The organism is Mesorhizobium sp. RCAM 06353, assembly GCF_059683585.1.
Genome location: NZ_CM185031.1, coordinates 6,636,983 through 6,655,649, shown reverse-complemented (window position 1 = coordinate 6,655,649; position 18,667 = coordinate 6,636,983). Strand labels below are relative to the sequence as shown.

Genomic DNA, 18,667 nt, shown 5'->3' with positions numbered 1-18,667 from the left:
TCTCGGCTCAATAGCCGCGCTCTGGGTTCACGACGTTCTGCAGCGGCACGCCGCTGCGGTAGCGCTTCAGATTGTCGGCGAACATGCCCACCGACTTGACGTCCCAGCCTTCGTAGACTGCTGCGCAATGCGGGGTGATGGCGACATTGTCGTAGCCCCACAGCGGATGGTCCGCCGGCAGCGGCTCGGTCGCAAAAACATCCAGCGCGGCGCCCTTGATCGTCTTGCTGTCGAGGGCTTGGAGCAGGGCGGTCTCGTCGACCACGCCGCCACGCGAGATATCGATGAGCACGGCGGAAGACTTCATCGCGGCAAAGGCCGCTTTGGCAAGCAGGCCGCGCGTACTGGGCAGCAGCGGCACGCAACAGATGATGAAATCGGCGCGGGCGATGAGCGGCAGCAGCGCGTCAACCCCATGAACCTCGCCCAGGCACGGCGTCGGCTTGGGGCGCGCGCGGATACCCAGGGTGCGCATACCCATCGCCTGCGCCCGTTTGGCGACTGCCTCGCCGGTCTTGCCAAGGCCGATGATCAATACAGTCTTGCCTTCGATCGGCTCGACGCGACCGCCACCCCATTGCCGTGCTTGCTGGCGGCGTTCGAAGCCGCGCAGGTCGAGCGAGAAGGACATCATGGCGCCGAGCGCGTACTCCGCCAGCATGCCGGCGGCGACGCCTGCGGAATTGGTCACCGTGACGCGCGTTGGATCCCAGCGTCCCAGATGATCCGTGCCGGAGCCGCCGATGGACACCCATTTCACGGTCGGGCTTTCGACGAGGGCCTGGCGTGGGTAGCGCGGCGTACCATCAAAGCGGATGGAATAGACCACTTCCGCCGCCACGCGCTCGATGAGCTCGGGAAGCGCAGCGTAGCTGTCGCAGGGGTGGACCGGGAGGTCCGGGTGCGTCTCCACGAGCACGGCCAACGCGCCGGCCGGCTTGTCGGTGTGCAGAATGACGGTTGGGCGGGCCGACATGGCGCGGGCCTCAGCCGTGGCCGATGTGATCGGCGGCACTGCCCAGCGCGGCAAGCAGCGCTTGTCCGTTCTCCAATGTCGTATTTTCATGCGGCGCGCGCAGGTTCAGCCAGCGCTGGTCGCCCGAGCGCACCGCCAGCACGGCCTTCATCGCCGGGATCAGGCCGGCATCCTGGATGATCTTGCGGAACGCCTTGATCGCAGTATCCGCCTCGGCAACGTCCTCACCGGCCAAAGTGCGATCGTAGAGGGAGCGGATCGCGGCGGCGTTGAGGTTGACGGTGGCAGAGATGCAGCCTGCCGCTCCGCTGGCAAGGCCCTTGGTCAGCTGTGCTTCCGAACTCGGGAAGACCGCGACCTTCGGAGCCGCGGCAACCACCGCTGCCGTGTTGTTCCAGTCGCCGGCACTGTCCTTGTAGGCGACGACGGTGTCGGGAAACGCCGCGCTCAGCCGCGCGGTCAAAGCCGGGCTCACCGGCACGCCGGAGTTCTGCGGGATGTGGTAGAGGATCATCCGCATCGCAGGGTTCGCCACGCGCTCGATCAGTTCGCTGTAGTAGCGGGCCTGGCCGCTGTCGCCGGCAGCGGTGTAGAAGAACGACGGCAGCACCATCACCCCGGCGCAGCCGAGCCCGACCGCATGCGCCGACAGCTCGACGGTTTCGGACAGCGCGGTGACACCGGTGCCGGGCATCAGCCGGCTCGGCGAGATACCGGCCTCGATCAGCCATTCCAGCGCCTGCATGCGCTCGCGCAAGGACAGCGACAACGCCTCGCCGGTGGTGCCGAACGGCGACAGGAAATGCGCGCCCTGGCCCAGCACCCATTTGGCATGCGATATCCAGAGGTCGCGCGCGATGCGGCCATCGTTTTCGAACGGCGTCAGGATCGGAGCGATGGTTCCTTGCGGGCGGGTCATGTGTGTCCTTCCGTATCGATCAGAAAATCCATGCAGTGTCTGGCCGCCGCCGCTGTCGTCCTGGCGAAGTAGGCCGACGCCGTGACGTCGAACAGTACATCGAAACCTGCTTGCGAGCGGAATGTGACGGCCTCGATGTGACCGACGCGTGTTTGCGCAATGTCGTCGACACCGAATCTATCGGCTCTGAGATCAAGCGCGCATAGCCGGCTCATCGCTTGTGGCGCGTGCGGGCCAGAGAGGCGCAGCCATGCCCAGCCTTCCTCGCGCCATGATGAATAGCCTTTCGGCCCGGCATCGTTCGCCCAGGCAGCTTTGAGTTCGGCAAGCGCCTCGCCGGCAGCTTCGGCAAGCAGCAGGATGTCCTCGTCGCCGAGACGCAAGATCCGCATGCCGCGATATGCGCCGAGGCGATTGACTGCAGGCAAGGAGATGCCGTGCGCCGTGAGCCAGGCGGCGCTGCCGCCGCCCTTCAGGCCAAAACGCGGACTGGCCGTCAGGTCGCTCAGTGTCACCGCGCCGATGGGCAGCTTCGTGCCGTGCGCCGCGCCGCCGGCCATGAAGGGAAACACCGCACTTGCCACCATCTACATCTCCTGCCGTGCATTGGCGGGATCGAAGAAAGCGTGAGCAACCACAGGCCCGTCGACCAGATTGCCGTTCCGGCACTTTACCGTCACCAGGCTCCCTTGCCTGGAGTCGTCGACATGGACGTAGGCGAGCGCGATGGTACAGCCGAGCGTCGGCGAGAAGCCGATCGAGGTGACCTGTCCGACGGGAGTATTGCCGCGCAGCACGAGGCAGCTTTCGCCGGGTATATCCCTGGCATCGGCCGGAAATCGCAGGCCGACGAGCTTGCGCGACTGGCCCAGCCTGGCGCGCATCTCGATCGACCGTTTGCCGATGAAGAATGGCTTCTTCTTCGACACCGCCCAGCCGAAGCCGAGTTCGTCCGGCGTGGTGATTGCATCGGTGTCCTGGCCGATCAGAATGTGCCCCTTCTCCAGGCGAAGGATGCGCGAAGCCTCCAGGCCGTAGGGTTGCAAGCCGTAGGGCTTGCCGGCAGTCATCACCGCGTCCCAAAGGGCCGGTGCGAGGCTGGATGGACAATGCAGTTCGTAGCTCAGCTCGCCGGTGAAACCGATCCGCATGACGCGCACCGGCACGCCGGCAACGAAGCCTTCGCGGCCGCTAAGATAGGGGAACGCCTCGCGATCGAAATCGATGTCGCTGTCCAGCGCCTCAAGCACCGCCCGGGCTTTCGGCCCGGTGACATTCAGACCGCAGAAGGCGCCGGTGAGGTTGAGGACATCGACGCGCAAGCGCCATTGCGCGTTCCAGAACAGCATGTCGGCATAGACGCGCGCCACCGCACCCGTGGTGGCCGTCACATAGAACCGGCCGTGCGCCATGCGGTAGGCGACGCCGTCGTCGACCACCGAGCCCATCTCGTTGAGCATCAGGCAATAGCGCACACGCCCGACAGCCTGGTTGGCATGCGCCATGGTGTAGAGGCGGTCGAGGAACTCGCCGGCATCCGGCCCGCGCAGCTCCAGTTTGCCGAGCGTCGAGACGTCGAGCAGGCCGACCCCTTGCCGTACCGCCGTGATCTCGTCGCGGATCGTCTTTTCGGCCGCGCCGGCATCGCCATAGAAATACGGCCGCCACCATGCGCCTACCGGCTTCATCACGGCGTTGAGCGCCAAGTGCCTGGCATGCAATGCGGTGCGCCGCTCGAGCGGTTCGTGGTGGCCGGCAAGCAGGCCAAGCGTCTCCGGTCCGACCGGCGGTCGGGCAGTAGTGATGCCGACTTCGGCGACCGCGCGGCTGGTTGCCTCGGCAACGATCCTGGCTGTCGCCAATGCGGAATGGCGCCCCTGACTCGGGCCCATGCCGACGGTGCTGAAGCGTTTGACCAGCTCGATCTCGCGATAACCCTCCTTGACCGCATTTTGCAGATCCTTGATTTGCAGATCTTCGTCGAAATCGACGAAGTCGCGGCCCTTCCGGTGGGCGACGATCGGCAGCACATGGACCGGTCTGGTTACCATCGGCCTAGTGAATATCTTGTCCTCAGCAACAGCGTGGCCCAGCCCCAAAAGCGCGGCTACCGCCGCGCGACGGCCGCCGGCAATCGCGTCCTGCAGATCGCTGTCTCCGGCGACAGAGCCGGCAAGGTGGACCGGCGCTTTCGGCAGGCTGAGCGTCATCGATCCGCTAGCCGCGTCATAGCCGACCTTTGCTCCGGCCTGGCAAGGCAGCTGCCAGGCGGGCACCTGGCCAGCCGAGACAGCCAGCAGGTCGCACTCGATCCAGCGCCCGCCGACACGAACCCGCGCAAGGTGACGATTTCCTGCTGTCCCCTCGGCGGCTTCGATCGTTGCGGCCTTCCGGATGGCCACGCCCTTGCCGTGCAACTCGGCTTCGAAGGTGCCTGTCTCGCCGCTGGATCTCGGATCGGCGACCAGCATGACCGAGACACCGGCCTCGACCAGATCGAGCGCGACGCAATAGCCCTCATCGCCGGTGGCCAGCACCACAGCCTTTTGTCCGGGGCGCACGCCGTAATGGCGGATCAGGCGCTGCGCGGCGCCGCCGAGCATGATCCCCGGCAGATCGTTGTTGCGGAAGATGGCGGGCTGTTCGATCGAGCCGGTGGCCAGGATCGCGACGCGGGCGCGGGTGCGATAGAGCCGGTCGCCCTGGATCAGCGGCAGCCAGTTGTCCTCGTACCATCCGTTGCAGACGGTCCCGGTCAGCACGTGCAGCTTGGGCAATGCCCGCAGCCTGGAGGACAGGTCAGCAAGCATGGCCGGATCATGCCGGCCATAGGTCAGTGATCCGCCGATCTCCGGATTCTCGTCGCAGAGCACGACATCCGCGCCCGCCTCGGCGGCAGCGATTGCCGCGCTGAGCCCAGCCGGACCGGCGCCGACCACGAGGATGTCGCAGTGCAGGTGCGTCTGGTCGAAATGCCGGTGCGGTGCCTTGGTGTCGACCATGCCCAGTCCGGCCTTGCGGCGGATCATCGGCTCCCAGAATTTCAACCAGCTGTCGCGGCGCGGCCCCATGAAGGTGCGGTAGTAGAACCCGACAGGCAGAAACCGTCCCAGCCTGTCGATGATCGCGTCGCGGTCGCGTTCGAGCGTGCCGTTGACGTTCTGCGCGCTGACCCGCAGCCCTTCGCTGATCGGCGTGCGATCTGCGGCGACGTTTGGCTCGAACGGCAACTGCACCAGCGTGTTGGCGTCGGCGCCGGTCATTGAGAGGATGCCGCGCGGCCGATGATATTTGAAGGAACGCGACAGCACCCATTGTCCGGAGGCTGCGAGCGCGCTGGCGATGCTGTCGCCGGCATAGCCCTCGAAGCCCTTGCCTTCGAAGCTGAAGCGTTGGGGACGGCTTCGATCGATCCGGCTTCCCCAGGGCTCAGGCAGCCGGTTCATGATTGGCCCCGGCGTTCGGACGGATCAAATGTCCGGATGACTTCATTGGTGACGAGATCGCGCTCGGCCAGAAAAAAATAATTGCTCGGCACGTGGCGCCACCACTCGACCACGATCCCCCTGCGGTTCTCGGTGCGGAACAGATGCCGCGACCAGTCGGCATCGGCGGTCCGGTCCGGATCCGGCTCGGCGCGGACCGGTCCGAAGGACTGGAATTCGTCTATGTTGCGCGGGCCGTTCATCGGGCAGGTCAGCAGTTTCATGGTCAGTGGCTCGCCGCCGTCGCGCCCATTTCGTTGAGCAGCTGGAAGGTTTCGAACCGCTCGAGCGCGAAAGGCTTCAGGATGTCGGGCACGCGCCCCCTGGCGATCGTCTCCGCCATGCGTTTGCCGGCGACGGGCGTCGCCTTGAACCCCCATGTCCCCCATCCGCAATCGAGCCACAGATTGGCGAGTGGACTGGCACCCATGATCGGGCTGTAGTCCGGCGTCATGTCAGTGATCCCGGCCCATTGCCTCAGCAGCCGCACGCCCTGCAGGAACGGAAAGAGGTGCACGGCGCCCTCGGCGAGGTGTTCCTTCATGTCCAGCGTCGAGCGCGTCGAGTAGAGCTGGTAGGGATCGGAGCCGCCGCCGATGACGACCTCGCCGCGCGAGGACTGCACCAGATAGGTGTGCAGCGAGACCGAAGAGACCAGCGTGTGCAGCCACGGCTTCAGCGGCTGCGTCACCATGGCCTGCAGCGGATAGCAGCGGATGGGAAGCTCGACGCCGGCCATCAGCGCCACATCGTAGTTCATGCCGCCGGTCGCGATCAGCACCTGACCGCAGGCGATACGGCCCCTGTTCGTCCTGACGGCCTGGACCCGGTCGCCGACGACTTCGAAGCCTTCCACTTCGGTCCGCTGGTGGATCTCGACGCCGCGCCGCGACGCCTGCGCGGCATAGCCCCAGGCAACGGCATCATGCCGCGCGGTGCCGCCATCGGCATGCCAGAGCCCGCCGAGGATTTCGAGCGAACCGCCATAGTCCATGTTCAAGGTTGGGACGAGTTCCTCGACCGCCTTCTGGTCGACAACTTCGGTGCGCGTGCCCAGATGCTTGCCCATCTCGGCGCGCGCATGAAAGCTGCGCAGGGTCGCCTCCGTGTGCGCCAGCGTCAGCTGGCCGCGTTGCGAGAACATGACGTTGAAGTCGAGTTCCTGCGACAGGTTCTCGAACAGCTCGACGCCTTCCTTGTAGAAGGCGATGCCCTCCGGTGTGATGTAGTTCGATCGGATGGTGGTGGTGTTGCGCGCCGTGTTGCCGCCGGCAAGGTAACCCTTCTCGATGACCGCGACACTGCTTATGCCATGATATTTCGCAAGGTGATGCGCGCATGACAGTCCGTGGCCGCCGCCGCCGACGATGACCACGTCGTAGGAGGGCTTGAGGTCTGGCGTTGCGGGAATGTCGCCGCTGACCGGATAGTCCCTGCTGAGACCGTATTTCAGAAGCCTGAGCGGCATCTCAGGCTACCACGCTGGCCGTTGGAGGATCATGCTGACGACGGGGGGATCGTAGAGCAATACCGAAAGATCGGAGAACCGGCTGTCATGATCGGCAAGCGAGAGGACAGCGTCGCGGATCGCCATGGCGCGGCCCTGTCCGAGCACCGGTGTTGCGAACTCCAGATATTTCGCCTCGATCTCAGCCGGCGTCAGCGGCGCCTCCGGCCCGCCGCGCGCATGGACGTCGCCGGAGGCCAGCACGCGCCCATCGGTGGTCGTGATCGTCACGTCGGCCCAGCGGCCTGCCGGGAAGCGAGCGCTGTGGCGCTCCGATTCCAGGACCGTGATACGGCTCAGAATCTCGGCGACCGCGGCATCCCCGAGCCCGCTGCCGGAAATGTGCTCCAGTCCGATACGGCCATGCATGATGAAGGTCGCAACGGCGAAGCGCAGGCTGTATTGCGCTTTCGACGTCGTGTCCGGCATGCCGTCGAACAACGTGGCGGCGTAGTGGAAACTGTTGACCTCGACGTGGCTGATCTCTGACGGCGCCAAATGATGCGTCAGGACGAGCCCGCGCGTCGCGTCGATGGCCGCATGCGCCCAGCGGCAGATCGGATAAGGCTTCACATATTGGTGCAGCACTTGCCAGAAGGCACCGAGATCCTGCCAATGACCAGCGACTTCGGGCTCCTCGACCGTGATCGCCGGCGCGCCGGTGAAGCCGCGCTCAGCCAGCACGGCGGCGGACAGGCCAATCAGCGCGCCGATGCCCGAACCGTCGTGCAGCATCGTCGGCGTAGCGATCTCGCGCATCATCTGGCTGCGCGGGCCATGATATTCGGCAATGCCGAGCGCCTCACGGAATTGCTCATCGCTGAGCCGCCGCAGCCTTGCCGCAACCGCGGCCACGCCCAGACCATTCCATGCGCCTGATGTGTGGTAATCCGACACCGTCGCATGCAGTGCGATGCCGGCCCGGCCAGCGACTTCGTAGCCGACGACCAAGGAGGCCAGCGCTTCCGGACCGCTGAGGTCGGGGAGCGCCTCGGCAAGCGCTGCCAGCGCCGGCACGACGGCGACGCCGATATGACCCTTGGTCGGGCTGTAACCGTCGTGGCCATCGAGATTGTCGATCTGCGTTGCGGCCGCATAAGCGGCTCCGGCGATGCTGGCGCGGCGGCCGTCGAAAAGCATGCGCGCTGAATGCAGAAGATCGGCCGAGCCGTAGAGAAGGGTGGCGGTGTCGCGGGCGATCCGGCCGGCCTCCATACGGCCAGCCGCAATGGCGATTCCGAGCGTGTCGAGCAGGAGATATCGCGCCTGTTCCAGGACAGGCACAGGGAATACGGCTGCCGGCCGCCGCAACACGAAATCGGCCAGGCGAACGGCGACGCTGGTACTCGCGTCAGGCCCTTCACGCCTATGCGACGGCACAGCCACTGGCATTACTCCCCTCTGCGTCACGACATCATTAATTTGGGTTCATCGCCCTTTCACGCAATTAGTTCGGCGGCTTTGGCCAAAAATATCTATGTCTTGTCGCTTGCCTGCAATTGAACGCCGCCGCTTCCATGGTCTACCTATCCTTGCAGAGCGCAGGAGCCGGAGATGAAGCCACCACCCCCTTTGAACTATATCAGGTCGTTCGAGAGTTCGGCCCGGCACCTCTCCTTCACCATGGCTGCCAGGGAGCTTGGATACACGCAGGCAGCCGTCAGCACGCATGTCCGCGCGCTTGAACATTACATCGGCCGGCAATTGTTCATCCGCTATCCGCGCAGTCTCAAGCTCACCGAAATGGGGGAGGCCTTCCTGCCCACCTTGCGCCAGGCGCTCGATCAGATCGATCAGGCGACGGAGGCGATCGTGACCTCATCGCGCAACCGCACCGTGGTCGTCTCCTGTCCGATGAGCCTGGCGGAGAACTGGCTAGCGGGCTGCATGGCTGCCTTTCGAAAGAAACATCCCGAGATCGAGATCGTGCTGCACGGCACGATCTGGGAGGACATCAGCGAACAGATCGCCGACATCACGATTTCGACGCGGCGTTTCGACGACCGCCCGCCCGCGGGCATCCCGCTTTGGAACGACGAGCTGTTGTTGCTCTGCGCTCCGGCTCTGCTGGATGGCGAACTTGCGCTGAAGACGCCGCGCGATATCCTCAAGGTGGACTGGATCTTCGTGCACGGCCGTCAGGAATACTGGCAGGTCGTCACCACGGCGCTTGGTCTCGACATGGACGAGCACGACAAGGGGCTGTCGACGAACGCCTCCAACATCGCGCTCGAACTCGCTGCCATGGGGGCCGGACTGGTCGCCACCCAGCGGTCGCTTGCCCACGCCTATCTGCGTCGCGGGCTGCTCGTGGAACCCTTTCCGGTTCGGCCGCCAAGCCCCTGGAATTACTACCTCACCGAAAGCCAGCTCTCGAAAGGCAACATCGCGCGCATCGTGCGGGAATGGATCCTTTCACGAGCGCGCGAAGACGGCGCCTGATCACCGTCCGCGAGCGGGCAGCAGGCCCGCGCTCAAAAAATTGACACGCCAATGACATCGTTTTTTTAGGTCTTTGGCGCCGAGTTTTGGCGGTTCTCTAGGGTTTGAGCCCTTCCGGGATTTTTGCATCGCCCCTAACATGCATATCGCAAGGGGAATGTAACGGGCGGAAAGCCCTGAACCGGAGAACAACGATGACAATGTTCAAGAGCAACGGTGATCGCGTCCCGGCGGTTATCGAAAGCTACGCAGCCGAAGTCAGAAGCGGCAGGATGGATCGCCGCGAATTCTTGGCCATGGCAAGCGCGATGGGCGCTTCCACGGCATTCGCTTATTCGATGGCCGGCATCACCCCGGCCAAGGCCGCGGCGATCGTGCCCGGCAAGAAAGGCGGCATCCTCAAGATGCAGATGATCATCAAGGACATGAAGGATCCGCGCTCCTGGGACTGGTCCGAGATCGCCAACGTCATGCGCCAGTGCAACGACTACATGATCCGCTACACCACCGACTTCACCTTCGAGGGCCACCTGGTCGAGAGCTGGGAGGTGAGCGATGACGCCACGCAATACACGCTGCATCTGCGCAAGGGCGTGAAGTGGTCGAACGGCGACGACTTCAACGCCGACGACATCGTCCACAACATCGAGCGCTGGTGCGACAAGGCGGCCGAAGGCAATTCGATGGCCGGGCGCATGAGCTCCCTGATCGATCCCGCCACCAAGAAAGCCGCAGCCGGCGCCATCACCAAGCTCGACGACCACACGGTGAAGCTGACATGCCATCAGTCCGACGTCACTGTCATTCCGGGCTTTTCCGATTATCCGGCGGTCATCGTCCATCGCGACTTCGACAAGAACGGCGCTGACATGCTCAAGACGCCCGGCACCGGTCCCTATGAGCTGATTTCGTACAAGGTCGGCGAATCGGCCTCGGTGCGGCGGCGCAAGGACTTCACCTGGTTCGGCGGCGAGCCCTATCTCGATGGCGTTGACTGGACCGACTACGGGTCGGACGCCTCCAACCCCGCCATCGGCAGCGCCTTCGAGGCCGGCGAGATCGATTGCAACTACCAGACGGTGGGCGGCACGGTCGACCTCTATGACAGCATGGGGCTGGTCAAGGAGCAGGTCGTCACCGCCGGCACCATCGTGCTGCGCACCAATGTGACCAACAAGCCGTATGACGACAAACGCGTGCGCAACGCCATCCAGCTCGCGGTCGACAATGAAACGGTGCTGAAGCTCGGCTATAGCGGACTCGGACAGGTCGCTGAAAACCACCATGTCTGCCCGATCCATCCGGAATATTACGCTTTGCCGAAAGTTCCGCGCGATCTTGCCAAGGCCAAGGCGCTGATGGCCGAGGCCGGCCAGACAGATCACGAGTTCGAGCTGATCTCCTACGATGCGGACTATGTAAAGGACCCGGCCGACGTCGTCGCCGCGCAGATGCGCGAGGCCGGCTTCAAGGTCAAGCGCACCATCATTCCGGGCTCGTCGTTCTGGAACGACTGGACGAAATATCCGTGGTCGACCACCGATTGGGGCATGCGGCCGCTCGGCGTCCAGGTGCTGGCGATCGCCTATCGCAGCGGTGAGGCCTGGAACGAGTCGGGCTACGCCAATCCGGAATTCGACAAGAAGCTCAATGCGGCGCTCGCCGTGGCGGACGTCGACAAGCGCAAGGAACTGATGAAGGACGTCGAGCTCATTCTGCAGGATTCCGGCATCCTCATCCAGGCCTTCTGGCGTTCGCTCTACCGGCATCATGCGACCTATGTGAAGAACCTCGGCATGCATCAGACATTCGAACTGCAGCTGGATAAGGTCTGGCTCGACAAGGCCTAGGCCGGGCCGGTCACAGCAAATATCTCAGGGGCGCTTGTTGCGCCCCTGACCTCGCCGGGCGACTGCGATTGACCCATCAGCTAAATCAAACGCCAAGATAAAGTCGCCGAACAAAGGGAAGAAACATGCGTACTCATGCACAAGCCGTCGTCATCGGCGGCGGTCTGATCGGCTGCTCGATCCTCTATCACCTTGCCAAGTTCGGCTGGACGGATGTCGTCCTTCTGGAGCGCAGCGAACTGACCTCCGGCTCCACATGGCACGCGGCGGCCAACATTCACGGCCTGCATGATTCCACCAACATCAGCCGCCTCCAGCACTACACCATGGCGCTTTACAAGGAACTGGAAGCCGAGACCGGCCAGGGCTGCGGCATCTTTCAGCCGGGCTCGCTCTATCTCGCCCAGACCGAGGCGCGCGAGCATCAACTGAGGCTGCAGGAGGCCAAGGCGCGGCGCTACAAGATGAATTTCTACGAAGTCGCGCGCGACGAGGCTGAGAGGCTGCACCCGCTGGTCGATTTCGACGGCATACGCTGCATCATGTATGAGCCGGAAGGCGGCAATGTCGACCCGTCCGGCGTCACCGCCGCCTACGCCGCCGGCGCGCGCCAGCGCGGCGCGGAGATCCATCGCTTCACGCCGGTCACCGCGACCGAGGCGCAACCCGACGGCAGCTGGATCGTGCGCACGCCGAAGGGCGACATCCACACGCAATGGGTGATCAATGCCGCCGGCCTGTGGGGTCGCGAGGTCGCCGCCATGGCAGGCCTGCAACTGCCGCTGATCCCGACCGAGCACCAGTATTTCGTCACCGAGACCATCCCGGAAATCGCCGCCATGGGCCGCCGCCTGCCTTCGGTCGCCGATCGTGACGGCGAGTACTATTTGCGCCAGGAAGGGCTTGGCCTGCTCATCGGCGCCTACGAGCGCAAGATGAAGTTCTGGGCCGAGGACGGCACGCCGCTGGACTTCGGCCATGAACTGTTTCCCGACGATCTCGACCGCATCGAGGAGAACATGCTGCGCGCGATCGCGCGCGTTCCGGCCGTCGGCACCGCCGGCGTCAAAAAGGTGATCAACGGGCCGATGATCTGGTCGCCGGACAGCGCGGTGCTGTTCGGACCGGTGCCCGAACTCAGCAACTATTTCTGTTGCAACGGCATCATTCCCGGCTTCTCGCAGTCGGGCGGCATGGGCAAGTTGGCGGCCGAGTGGATGATCGAGGGTGAGCCTTCGCTCGACATGTTTGCCTGGGACATGGCGCGCTTCGGCCACTGGGCCGGAAAGGCCTTCACCAAGGCTCGGGTTCAGGATCAGTACAGCCATCGCTTCAAGATCCACTTCCCCAACGAGGAACGCGCCGCTGGCCGACCGGTGCGGACCCGGCCGGCCTACGACAGGCAAAAGGCCATGAACGCCGTTTTCGGCCTCAATTTCGGCTGGGAGCACCCGCTGTGGTTCGCCGCCGAGGGCGAGCCGCGCGAGGAAACGATAGGCTTCACGCGGCAGAACTGGTGGGAACCGGTGGGCCGCGAGGCGCGCATGCTGCGCGAACGCGCCGGCATCATCGACATCTCCAATTTCGCCAAATACGAGGTCAAGGGCACGGGTGCCGAGGCCTGGCTCAATGCGCTGTTCGCCAACCGCATGCCGACAACGATCGGCCGCTCCTGCCTCACGCCGCTGATTGGCAAGCGCGGCGGCATTGCCGGCGACTTCACCGTGACCAGGCTCGCCGACGACGAATTCATGGTCATCGGCTCCGGCATGGCCGAGCGCTTCCACCAACGGTTCTTCAAGGCCGTTCCCTTGCCCGAGGGCACGACGTTCCGCTCGCGCACCGAGGATCTCTGCGGCTTCAACGTTGCGGGACCAAGTTCGCGCGAGCTGCTGCAGCGCCTGACCAATGAGGATCTGTCGAACGAGGCTTTCCCCTTCATGCAATCGCGCCGGATCACCGTCGCTGGCATCGATGTGGTGGCGCTCAGGGTGTCCTTCACCGGTGACCTTGGTTGGGAACTGCATTGCAAGGCCGCCGACCAGGTCGAGCTTTACGATGCGCTGCTCAAGGCCGGCAACGAAGTCGGCGCCGGACCGGTCGGATCGCGCGCGCTGATGTCGCTGCGTGTCGAAAAGGGTTACGGCAGCTGGAGCCGCGAATACTCCCCCGAATATTGGCCGCAGGAGGTCAAGTTCGATCGCCTTGTCAAACTGGACAAGGGCGCGTTCCTCAACCGCGATGCTTACGCTGCCATCGCCAACAAGCCGGCACGTGATGAACTCATCATGCTGTCGATCGACGCCAGGGATGCCGACGCGACCGGTGGCGAGCCGATCTTCCTCACCGACGGCACGCCGATCGGCCAGGTGTCCTCAGGCGCCTACGGCTATTTCGTCGAGCAGTCCCTGGCGCTTGGTTATGTCAAAGCAGGCTCCGCCAGGCCTGGTGACAAGGTCTCGGTCGCAATATTGGGAAGACCGCATGAGGCGATCCTGCTGCCGCATCCGCCATTCGATCCCGAGGGCAAGCGGTTGCGCTCGTAAACGCTCGGCCATCGGTTCATATGGCGAACCAACTGACGAAAACCGTAGCCGGCCGGAGACGCCAGCGAAGCTGAACGAGGAAGATTTAGACCACCTGAAAACAAAGGGGAATCGCATGATCAAACGGCATCTGCTGGGCACCCTGTTTGCCCTGGCCCTCACATCTTCCGTGTACGCGGGAGACGTCAAGGTCATCAATGAAGACGCGTGGTTCGCCGAAGGTCCGATCTGGTATCAGGACAAGCTCTTCTACGTCGAATATGGCCGCGGCACGGTGACCGTCTGGGACGGCAAGAAGAACGGAATCTTCTGGAAGATGGACGGTTGTGGCCCTTCAGCGGTGTTGCCGACGACCACCGGCGAGTTTCTTGTGACCTGCTACGACAGCAACTCGATCGGCCACATCTCCGCCGACGGCAAGACGCTGCCGGCCTATGACAAGGACACGGACGGCAATCCGTTCAGCGGACCGAATGACTTCGCGCCCGACAAGGATGGCGGCATCTATTTCACCGGGTCCGGCAAGGGCGGACCGCTGATCGACGCCTCGGCCTATTACATCGGCAAGGACGGCAGCGTGAAGAAGGTTGCCGGCGACTTGCACAATGCCAATGGCCTCGTCATGTCGAACGACGGAAAAATCCTGTACCTGGTCGAGACCGAGGATAACAGGATCATTGAGTTCGACGTCCAGGCCGACCACAGCCTGGGCAACCGCCGCGTCTTCCTGCGCCTCGACGATCTGTTTCCGAACCAGCCGCATATCTGGCCTGACGGCATCAAGATGGACAAGGCCGGCGAGATGTATATCGGCCAGAGCCCGCGCTCGCTCGATGCGCCGGGCAAGATCATCGTCGTCGACAAGGATGCGAAGCTGCTGCGCACGATTTCGGTGCCGTCGCCATCCATGCCGAACTTCGCCTTCGGACCGGATGAGAAGGTGCTCTACGTCATGGCGCTCGACCAGATCGATGCCGCGCCCTGGCACGGCAAGGTCTACGAGGTTCCGAACAAATAGGGGTAGTGCCGACGGCCAGAGCAGCCGGACAACGCCTCAGCCGCCGAACCGATCCAGCCAATGTTGGGCAAGGTCGGAGCGGCGGCAAATCCAGATGTCGGGATTGGCCTTGATCTTGTCGAGGAAGCGGGCGAGCCCGATCATGCGGCCCGGCCGGGCCGCCAGCCGGCAGTGCAGCGACACGGTCATCATGCGGGGCGTATGCCCGCCTTCGGCCAGCAGCCAGTCCACCCCATCGCTGACATATTCGAAGAACTGGCTGCCTGTCTCCAAGCCTGAACCGCGCGAGAACCGGCTGTCATTGTTGTCGAAGCTATGCGGGACGACCAGGTGCCGCTTGGCATCGACGTCGACAAAATAGGGCAGGTCGTCATTGTAGTCGTCGCAATCGAACAGGAAGCCGCCGTGCTCTACCACCAGCCGCCGCGTGTTGAGGCTGGGCCGGCCGGTGTACCAGCCGAGTGGACGGATGCCGGTCAAGCGCTGGACGGTATCCACGGTCAGCGCGATGTGATTGCGCTCCTCGGCCTCGGTAAGCAGTCCGTAATCGATCCAGCGCCAGCCATGGCAGACGATGTCACTGCCAAGTGCTGCCATCGCCTTGCCCGCCGCCGGATTGAGTTCGAGTGCTCGCCCGACGACATAGAAGGTGGGAATGATGTTCTTTTCCTGGAACAGCGAGGCCAGCCGCCAGACGCCGACACGTGAGCCGTATTCGTAAAGCGATTCCATGTTGCGGTTGCGCAGGCCGGGCACCGCCGGGGACACGGCCAGGTCCGACAGGATCGCCTCGGAGACGCCGTCACCCTCGCCGATGCTGTATTCGGCGCCTTCCTCATAGTTGATGACGATGTTGAGTGCCAACTTGGCGCCGCCCGGCCACTCAGCGGCCGGCGGCTTGTCGCCATAGCCGATAAAGTCACGAACAGGCAGGTACGGCATTTCTCAAGTCTCCCGGGGATTCAGTCGCAAAACATGCGGTCGCCAAAGCCTATCCGCCGCGCATGTCGATCAGTATGCGCAAAGCCCGGTCCATCATCTCTTGTGGACCGACCGTCGCGCGCAGACAGTCCGTGAGGCCGTAACCGCCTAAGCTGCGAACGATGATATCGGCGCCGCGCAAGGTTCTCTCGGCTTCCTCCGCAGCGGCTGCGCTGGAGAAGCGGATCAGCACGAAATTCGTTCGACTCTCGGGAACATGGTAGCCGGCAGATCGCAGATCATGCGCAAACCGATCGCGAATTCCGGCCGTCCGGGCCACCGTTTCGCGCATATAGGCTTGGTCCTGCATGGCCGCGACGGCCATTGCGAGGCTTGGCGTCGTGACCTGGTTCGAATTCTGCATTTTGCGCACCTCGGCCGCGACCAAAGGCGGAAACAATCCCCAGCCGACCCGCGCGCCAGCTAGGCCATAGGCCTTGGAAAGCGTGCGCAACACGACGGTATCGCCACGCGCGACAAGTGCAAAGACAGGTTGTGGATCCTGATCGTCGAATTCGCCATATGCTTGGTCGATAACCAGCAGCACATCCCCTGGCAAGCTGGCGCGCAAGCGCAGCAGTTCGGCGTTCCGGATGACTGTGCCGGTCGGATTTCCGGGATTGCAGACGAAGACGATCCGCGTTGCCGGCGTGACGGTCGTGAGAATATCGTCAACCGAAACGGCGAAATCCCGTTCAGGGGCCTTAACATAGATCGCATCGACGCGCGCAACGGCGGAGGCCACGAAATTGTAAGCGTAAGAGGTGCCCAGAATCTCGGTACCCGATCGCGAAAAGGCTGCGATGGTGCAGCTTATCAGATCCATCGACCCGGCGCCGCACAAGGTCAAATTCGGCTCGATACCATAGGCTTGCGCAATCGCTTCGCGTAATTCCGTCCAGTCCGGATCAGGATAGAGATGGCTGCGAGTCACCGCGTCTCTGCCGGCAGCAATCGCTCCAGGGCTGGGCGGAAATGCGCTCTCGTTCTGTGCAAGGGTGGTCCGATCGTAGCCGCCGAAATTCGCGAGTGCGAACGCAGACATTGCCTCTACGTGGGCCGCTGCTTTCAGAGGCATGATTGGTTCCTGGGAAACATGCTGGCGGTCACCTCGCGAGCTAACCCTGCCGAACGACATACGGGCAAGCTACAATCCGCATGCGCATCCACAAGCAAAAACTAACTGCGCAATGGCTTGGAAATTCTGGCCCTCGCTAGACAAGCGGTCACCAAACTTGGCCGGTGACCTCCTCCGTCGACGGAGAAGGATCCCGACGAGAATTTTAAACCTAAGCCAGCTACGGGCGGCGACTTTGTCCTTGTACTCGTCTCTGGGGTCGTACCCGAGAAACACCTTGATTCCTGCCATCACGCTCGATCCGCCCAGCCAAGTCTCCGCCTCCTGCGGATCGAACCGCAGCGCTAGGCGGCGGCAACTACTTTCTCAATCTCCTGCGCCGAATGCCCGGTAAGATCCTTGGGAATCTCGCCGACAAGCACGGCCGATAGCTTTTGGTGATAGTGCTTACGGAGCTCCCCAAGCGTTCGAGGGGCGGCGATGACGATCAGGTTGGCGATTTGACCGCCGAGAACCTGGCGATTGAGCAGGTCGGCCGTGCCGGCCGCGAAACTGTCTTCCTCGATCTGACTGCTGTCCGGGTTCGCAGAACTGCTTTGGTGACGGGCGCCCGACCCCTTATTGTCGTTCGTCACATCGTCGACCGCCGCAGCCGTCAGCTTTGGATTGGCCTCGTCTCCAGAATTGCGAAATACGTTGAGCTTCTCTCCGTCAACCACAGCGACAGTGGCGCCCTTGGGAATATCCATTGGTAATCTCCGAAATTGCGCCAGTCGTTGCCGATCCGAGAGATGGCCTGCTGACGTCACCCTCAACGCGTGAAGGCGCTATTGGATGCCTTGAGCTCACCCTTTCTACGAAGTCGTCTCTGACCGCGCAGGGGGAATCAGTCGCTCCCTTCTCGTACGGTCTCTACCGCCAACGACCCGGCAGGGAGGGCCCTCAGGAGCTCGGCCTCGGGTTTCGTGAGATGGATCCATGCCGCCCAGTCCTCCGGGCGCAGCACCACAATCTGGCGATTGTGGATGGGCGCTACATCAGGCCCGGGCGCAGTCGTCAGCATGGCGAAGGTCGGTGGCTTATTGCCTTCGCCATCACGCCACAGCCCGGCGATCGACATGAACGGGGCGCCATTGAGCGTGAAGCGATGCTTCGCCTTTGGCGACTTCTTCCCGGTGAATTCGAAAAAAGCCGATGCCGGAATAAGGCAGCGCTTGCTGTTGGAGAAATTCCGTCCTTCCGAGCGGAAGTTGAAGACCGGCCCGCCTTTAGGCCCGGAGGGCGGAAAGGCAAAGGTCATACGGGCGAGTTCGATCGTGTCGCCGGCGGCGCGCATGATCGGGGCGGGGTCACTGATGCGGATGTCATCCGCCTGTGGCAGATCCAGTTCCGTTTGATGAGTGGGAATATCGAGCGCCAGCGATTGCATCACCCGGCAATATTCGGCCCAGGCGATATGCTGCTCATAGTCATTGCACATAGCTGCCCCATAAAGTCCGGTATATTGCAGAGTTACGCAAAATAGCTCGGCTTGCCCACAACACCACCGTCCAGAGATCTTCTGCTATTCCCCGAAATCGTGCGCAACCCGCTCGAGCACTTTGCGGGGCTGGTCGGTTATGACGTCCCCATGGCTGACGATGATGCGCTCGAAATCTGGCTCTTTCGACCACTTCCGAAAAGCTGCTCCCAGCGCCTTGCCGTCCTTCACAAAAAACCACCTGCCCACGCGCGGCATGCTGGGCCGGTCGACGCCAAAGCCAAGCAACCGTGCCATGATGTGAGCGCCAATCCCATGGGGGTGGCGCACATTCGCCAGGATGTCGTTGACGACAAGGCTCGTACCGCCGTCGCCGCGCACCAAC

At 63.3% G+C, this 18,667-nt stretch carries 16 protein-coding genes; 4 read left to right on the top strand and 12 right to left on the bottom strand.

Annotation, left to right across the window (positions count from 1 at the left end):
• Positions 1 to 7 precede the first annotated feature (7 nt).
• From AC56QX_RS32165 to AC56QX_RS32135, 7 genes are read right to left on the bottom strand one after another with little or no spacing between them, the layout of a single operon-like run.
• The gene (locus AC56QX_RS32165; protein ID WP_497112569.1) at positions 8 to 976 is read right to left on the bottom strand and encodes a D-2-hydroxyacid dehydrogenase; all 969 of its coding nucleotides are present in this window, start codon (positions 974 to 976) and stop codon (positions 8 to 10) included.
• A gap of 10 nt (positions 977 to 986) precedes the next feature.
• Positions 987 to 1,895, bottom strand: coding sequence for a dihydrodipicolinate synthase family protein (locus AC56QX_RS32160; protein WP_497112568.1), 909 nt, complete (start codon positions 1,893 to 1,895; stop codon positions 987 to 989).
• Entirely contained in the window at positions 1,892 to 2,482 is a 591-nt protein-coding gene (locus AC56QX_RS32155; RefSeq protein WP_497112567.1) for a hypothetical protein, read from the bottom strand. The genes AC56QX_RS32160 and AC56QX_RS32155 overlap by 4 nt, the downstream gene beginning before the upstream one ends.
• Positions 2,483 to 5,341, bottom strand: a complete 2,859-nt coding sequence (locus AC56QX_RS32150) for a 2Fe-2S iron-sulfur cluster-binding protein (protein ID WP_497112566.1) — start codon at positions 5,339 to 5,341, stop codon at positions 2,483 to 2,485.
• Positions 5,338 to 5,604 (bottom strand): sarcosine oxidase subunit delta, encoded by a 267-nt coding sequence (locus AC56QX_RS32145; protein WP_497112565.1) that lies wholly within the window; start codon positions 5,602 to 5,604, stop codon positions 5,338 to 5,340. Before AC56QX_RS32145 ends, AC56QX_RS32150 begins: the two co-directional genes overlap by 4 nt.
• Before the next feature lie 2 nt (positions 5,605 to 5,606).
• Positions 5,607 to 6,848 carry an FAD-dependent oxidoreductase gene (locus AC56QX_RS32140; RefSeq protein WP_497112564.1) on the bottom strand — a complete coding sequence of 414 codons (1,242 nt, stop codon included), beginning with the start codon at positions 6,846 to 6,848 and terminating at the stop codon, positions 5,607 to 5,609.
• A 6-nt stretch (positions 6,849 to 6,854) separates the two neighbouring features.
• Positions 6,855 to 8,273, bottom strand: coding sequence for an MmgE/PrpD family protein (locus AC56QX_RS32135; protein ID WP_497112563.1), 1,419 nt, complete (start codon positions 8,271 to 8,273; stop codon positions 6,855 to 6,857).
• A 168-nt stretch (positions 8,274 to 8,441) separates the two neighbouring features.
• Between AC56QX_RS32135 and AC56QX_RS32130 the strand changes: the two genes are divergently transcribed.
• The 4 genes from AC56QX_RS32130 (at position 8,442) to AC56QX_RS32115 (ending at position 14,743) form a co-directional block, all read left to right on the top strand.
• Entirely contained in the window at positions 8,442 to 9,329 is an 888-nt protein-coding gene (locus AC56QX_RS32130; RefSeq protein WP_497112562.1) for a LysR substrate-binding domain-containing protein, read from the top strand.
• Between the two features lie 194 nt (positions 9,330 to 9,523).
• Positions 9,524 to 11,179 carry an ABC transporter substrate-binding protein gene (locus AC56QX_RS32125; RefSeq protein ID WP_497112561.1) on the top strand — a complete coding sequence of 552 codons (1,656 nt, stop codon included), beginning with the start codon at positions 9,524 to 9,526 and terminating at the stop codon, positions 11,177 to 11,179.
• 125 nt (positions 11,180 to 11,304) lie between these two features.
• On the top strand, positions 11,305 to 13,725 hold the full coding sequence (locus AC56QX_RS32120; RefSeq protein ID WP_497112560.1) for a GcvT family protein: 2,421 nt from the start codon (positions 11,305 to 11,307) through the stop codon (positions 13,723 to 13,725).
• Positions 13,726 to 13,840: 115 nt separating this feature from the next.
• Positions 13,841 to 14,743 carry an SMP-30/gluconolactonase/LRE family protein gene (locus AC56QX_RS32115; RefSeq protein ID WP_497112559.1) on the top strand — a complete coding sequence of 301 codons (903 nt, stop codon included), beginning with the start codon at positions 13,841 to 13,843 and terminating at the stop codon, positions 14,741 to 14,743.
• 36 nt (positions 14,744 to 14,779) lie between these two features.
• Here AC56QX_RS32115 and AC56QX_RS32110 read toward each other — a convergent pair whose 3' ends face one another.
• The 5 genes from AC56QX_RS32110 to AC56QX_RS32090 form a co-directional block, all read right to left on the bottom strand.
• Positions 14,780 to 15,685, bottom strand: a complete 906-nt coding sequence (locus AC56QX_RS32110) for an allantoinase PuuE (RefSeq protein WP_497112558.1) — start codon at positions 15,683 to 15,685, stop codon at positions 14,780 to 14,782.
• A gap of 49 nt (positions 15,686 to 15,734) precedes the next feature.
• A complete protein-coding gene (locus tag AC56QX_RS32105; RefSeq protein ID WP_497112557.1) occupies positions 15,735 to 16,802 on the bottom strand; it encodes a pyridoxal phosphate-dependent aminotransferase in 1,068 nt (355 codons plus the stop codon).
• 344 nt (positions 16,803 to 17,146) lie between these two features.
• Complete coding sequence (locus AC56QX_RS32100; protein WP_497112556.1) at positions 17,147 to 17,551, bottom strand: host attachment family protein; 405 nt, start codon at positions 17,549 to 17,551, stop codon at positions 17,147 to 17,149.
• Between the two features lie 137 nt (positions 17,552 to 17,688).
• A complete protein-coding gene (locus AC56QX_RS32095; RefSeq protein ID WP_497112555.1) occupies positions 17,689 to 18,282 on the bottom strand; it encodes an SOS response-associated peptidase in 594 nt (197 codons plus the stop codon).
• Between the two features lie 84 nt (positions 18,283 to 18,366).
• Positions 18,367 to 18,666 (bottom strand): hypothetical protein, encoded by a 300-nt coding sequence (locus AC56QX_RS32090; RefSeq protein ID WP_497112554.1) that lies wholly within the window; start codon positions 18,664 to 18,666, stop codon positions 18,367 to 18,369.
• Between the last annotated feature and the right edge of the window lies 1 nt (position 18,667).

What these genes read in the sequence shown, in the direction of transcription:
- AC56QX_RS32150 (WP_497112566.1), bottom strand. Translation starts at nt 5,341, where the DNA reads ATGAACCGGCTGCCTGAGCCCTGGGGAAGCCGGATCGATCGAAGCCGT.
- AC56QX_RS32100 (WP_497112556.1), bottom strand. Translation starts at nt 17,551, where the DNA reads ATGGATATTCCCAAGGGCGCCACTGTCGCTGTGGTTGACGGAGAGAAG.
- AC56QX_RS32120 (WP_497112560.1), top strand. Translation starts at nt 11,305, where the DNA reads ATGCGTACTCATGCACAAGCCGTCGTCATCGGCGGCGGTCTGATCGGC.
- AC56QX_RS32115 (WP_497112559.1), top strand. Translation starts at nt 13,841, where the DNA reads ATGATCAAACGGCATCTGCTGGGCACCCTGTTTGCCCTGGCCCTCACA.
- AC56QX_RS32110 (WP_497112558.1), bottom strand. Translation starts at nt 15,685, where the DNA reads ATGCCGTACCTGCCTGTTCGTGACTTTATCGGCTATGGCGACAAGCCG.
- AC56QX_RS32105 (WP_497112557.1), bottom strand. Translation starts at nt 16,802, where the DNA reads ATGCCTCTGAAAGCAGCGGCCCACGTAGAGGCAATGTCTGCGTTCGCA.
- AC56QX_RS32125 (WP_497112561.1), top strand. Translation starts at nt 9,524, where the DNA reads ATGACAATGTTCAAGAGCAACGGTGATCGCGTCCCGGCGGTTATCGAA.
- AC56QX_RS32145 (WP_497112565.1), bottom strand. Translation starts at nt 5,604, where the DNA reads ATGAAACTGCTGACCTGCCCGATGAACGGCCCGCGCAACATAGACGAA.
- AC56QX_RS32130 (WP_497112562.1), top strand. Translation starts at nt 8,442, where the DNA reads ATGAAGCCACCACCCCCTTTGAACTATATCAGGTCGTTCGAGAGTTCG.
- AC56QX_RS32160 (WP_497112568.1), bottom strand. Translation starts at nt 1,895, where the DNA reads ATGACCCGCCCGCAAGGAACCATCGCTCCGATCCTGACGCCGTTCGAA.
- AC56QX_RS32155 (WP_497112567.1), bottom strand. Translation starts at nt 2,482, where the DNA reads ATGGTGGCAAGTGCGGTGTTTCCCTTCATGGCCGGCGGCGCGGCGCAC.
- AC56QX_RS32095 (WP_497112555.1), bottom strand. Translation starts at nt 18,282, where the DNA reads ATGTGCAATGACTATGAGCAGCATATCGCCTGGGCCGAATATTGCCGG.
- AC56QX_RS32140 (WP_497112564.1), bottom strand. Translation starts at nt 6,848, where the DNA reads ATGCCGCTCAGGCTTCTGAAATACGGTCTCAGCAGGGACTATCCGGTC.
- AC56QX_RS32165 (WP_497112569.1), bottom strand. Translation starts at nt 976, where the DNA reads ATGTCGGCCCGCCCAACCGTCATTCTGCACACCGACAAGCCGGCCGGC.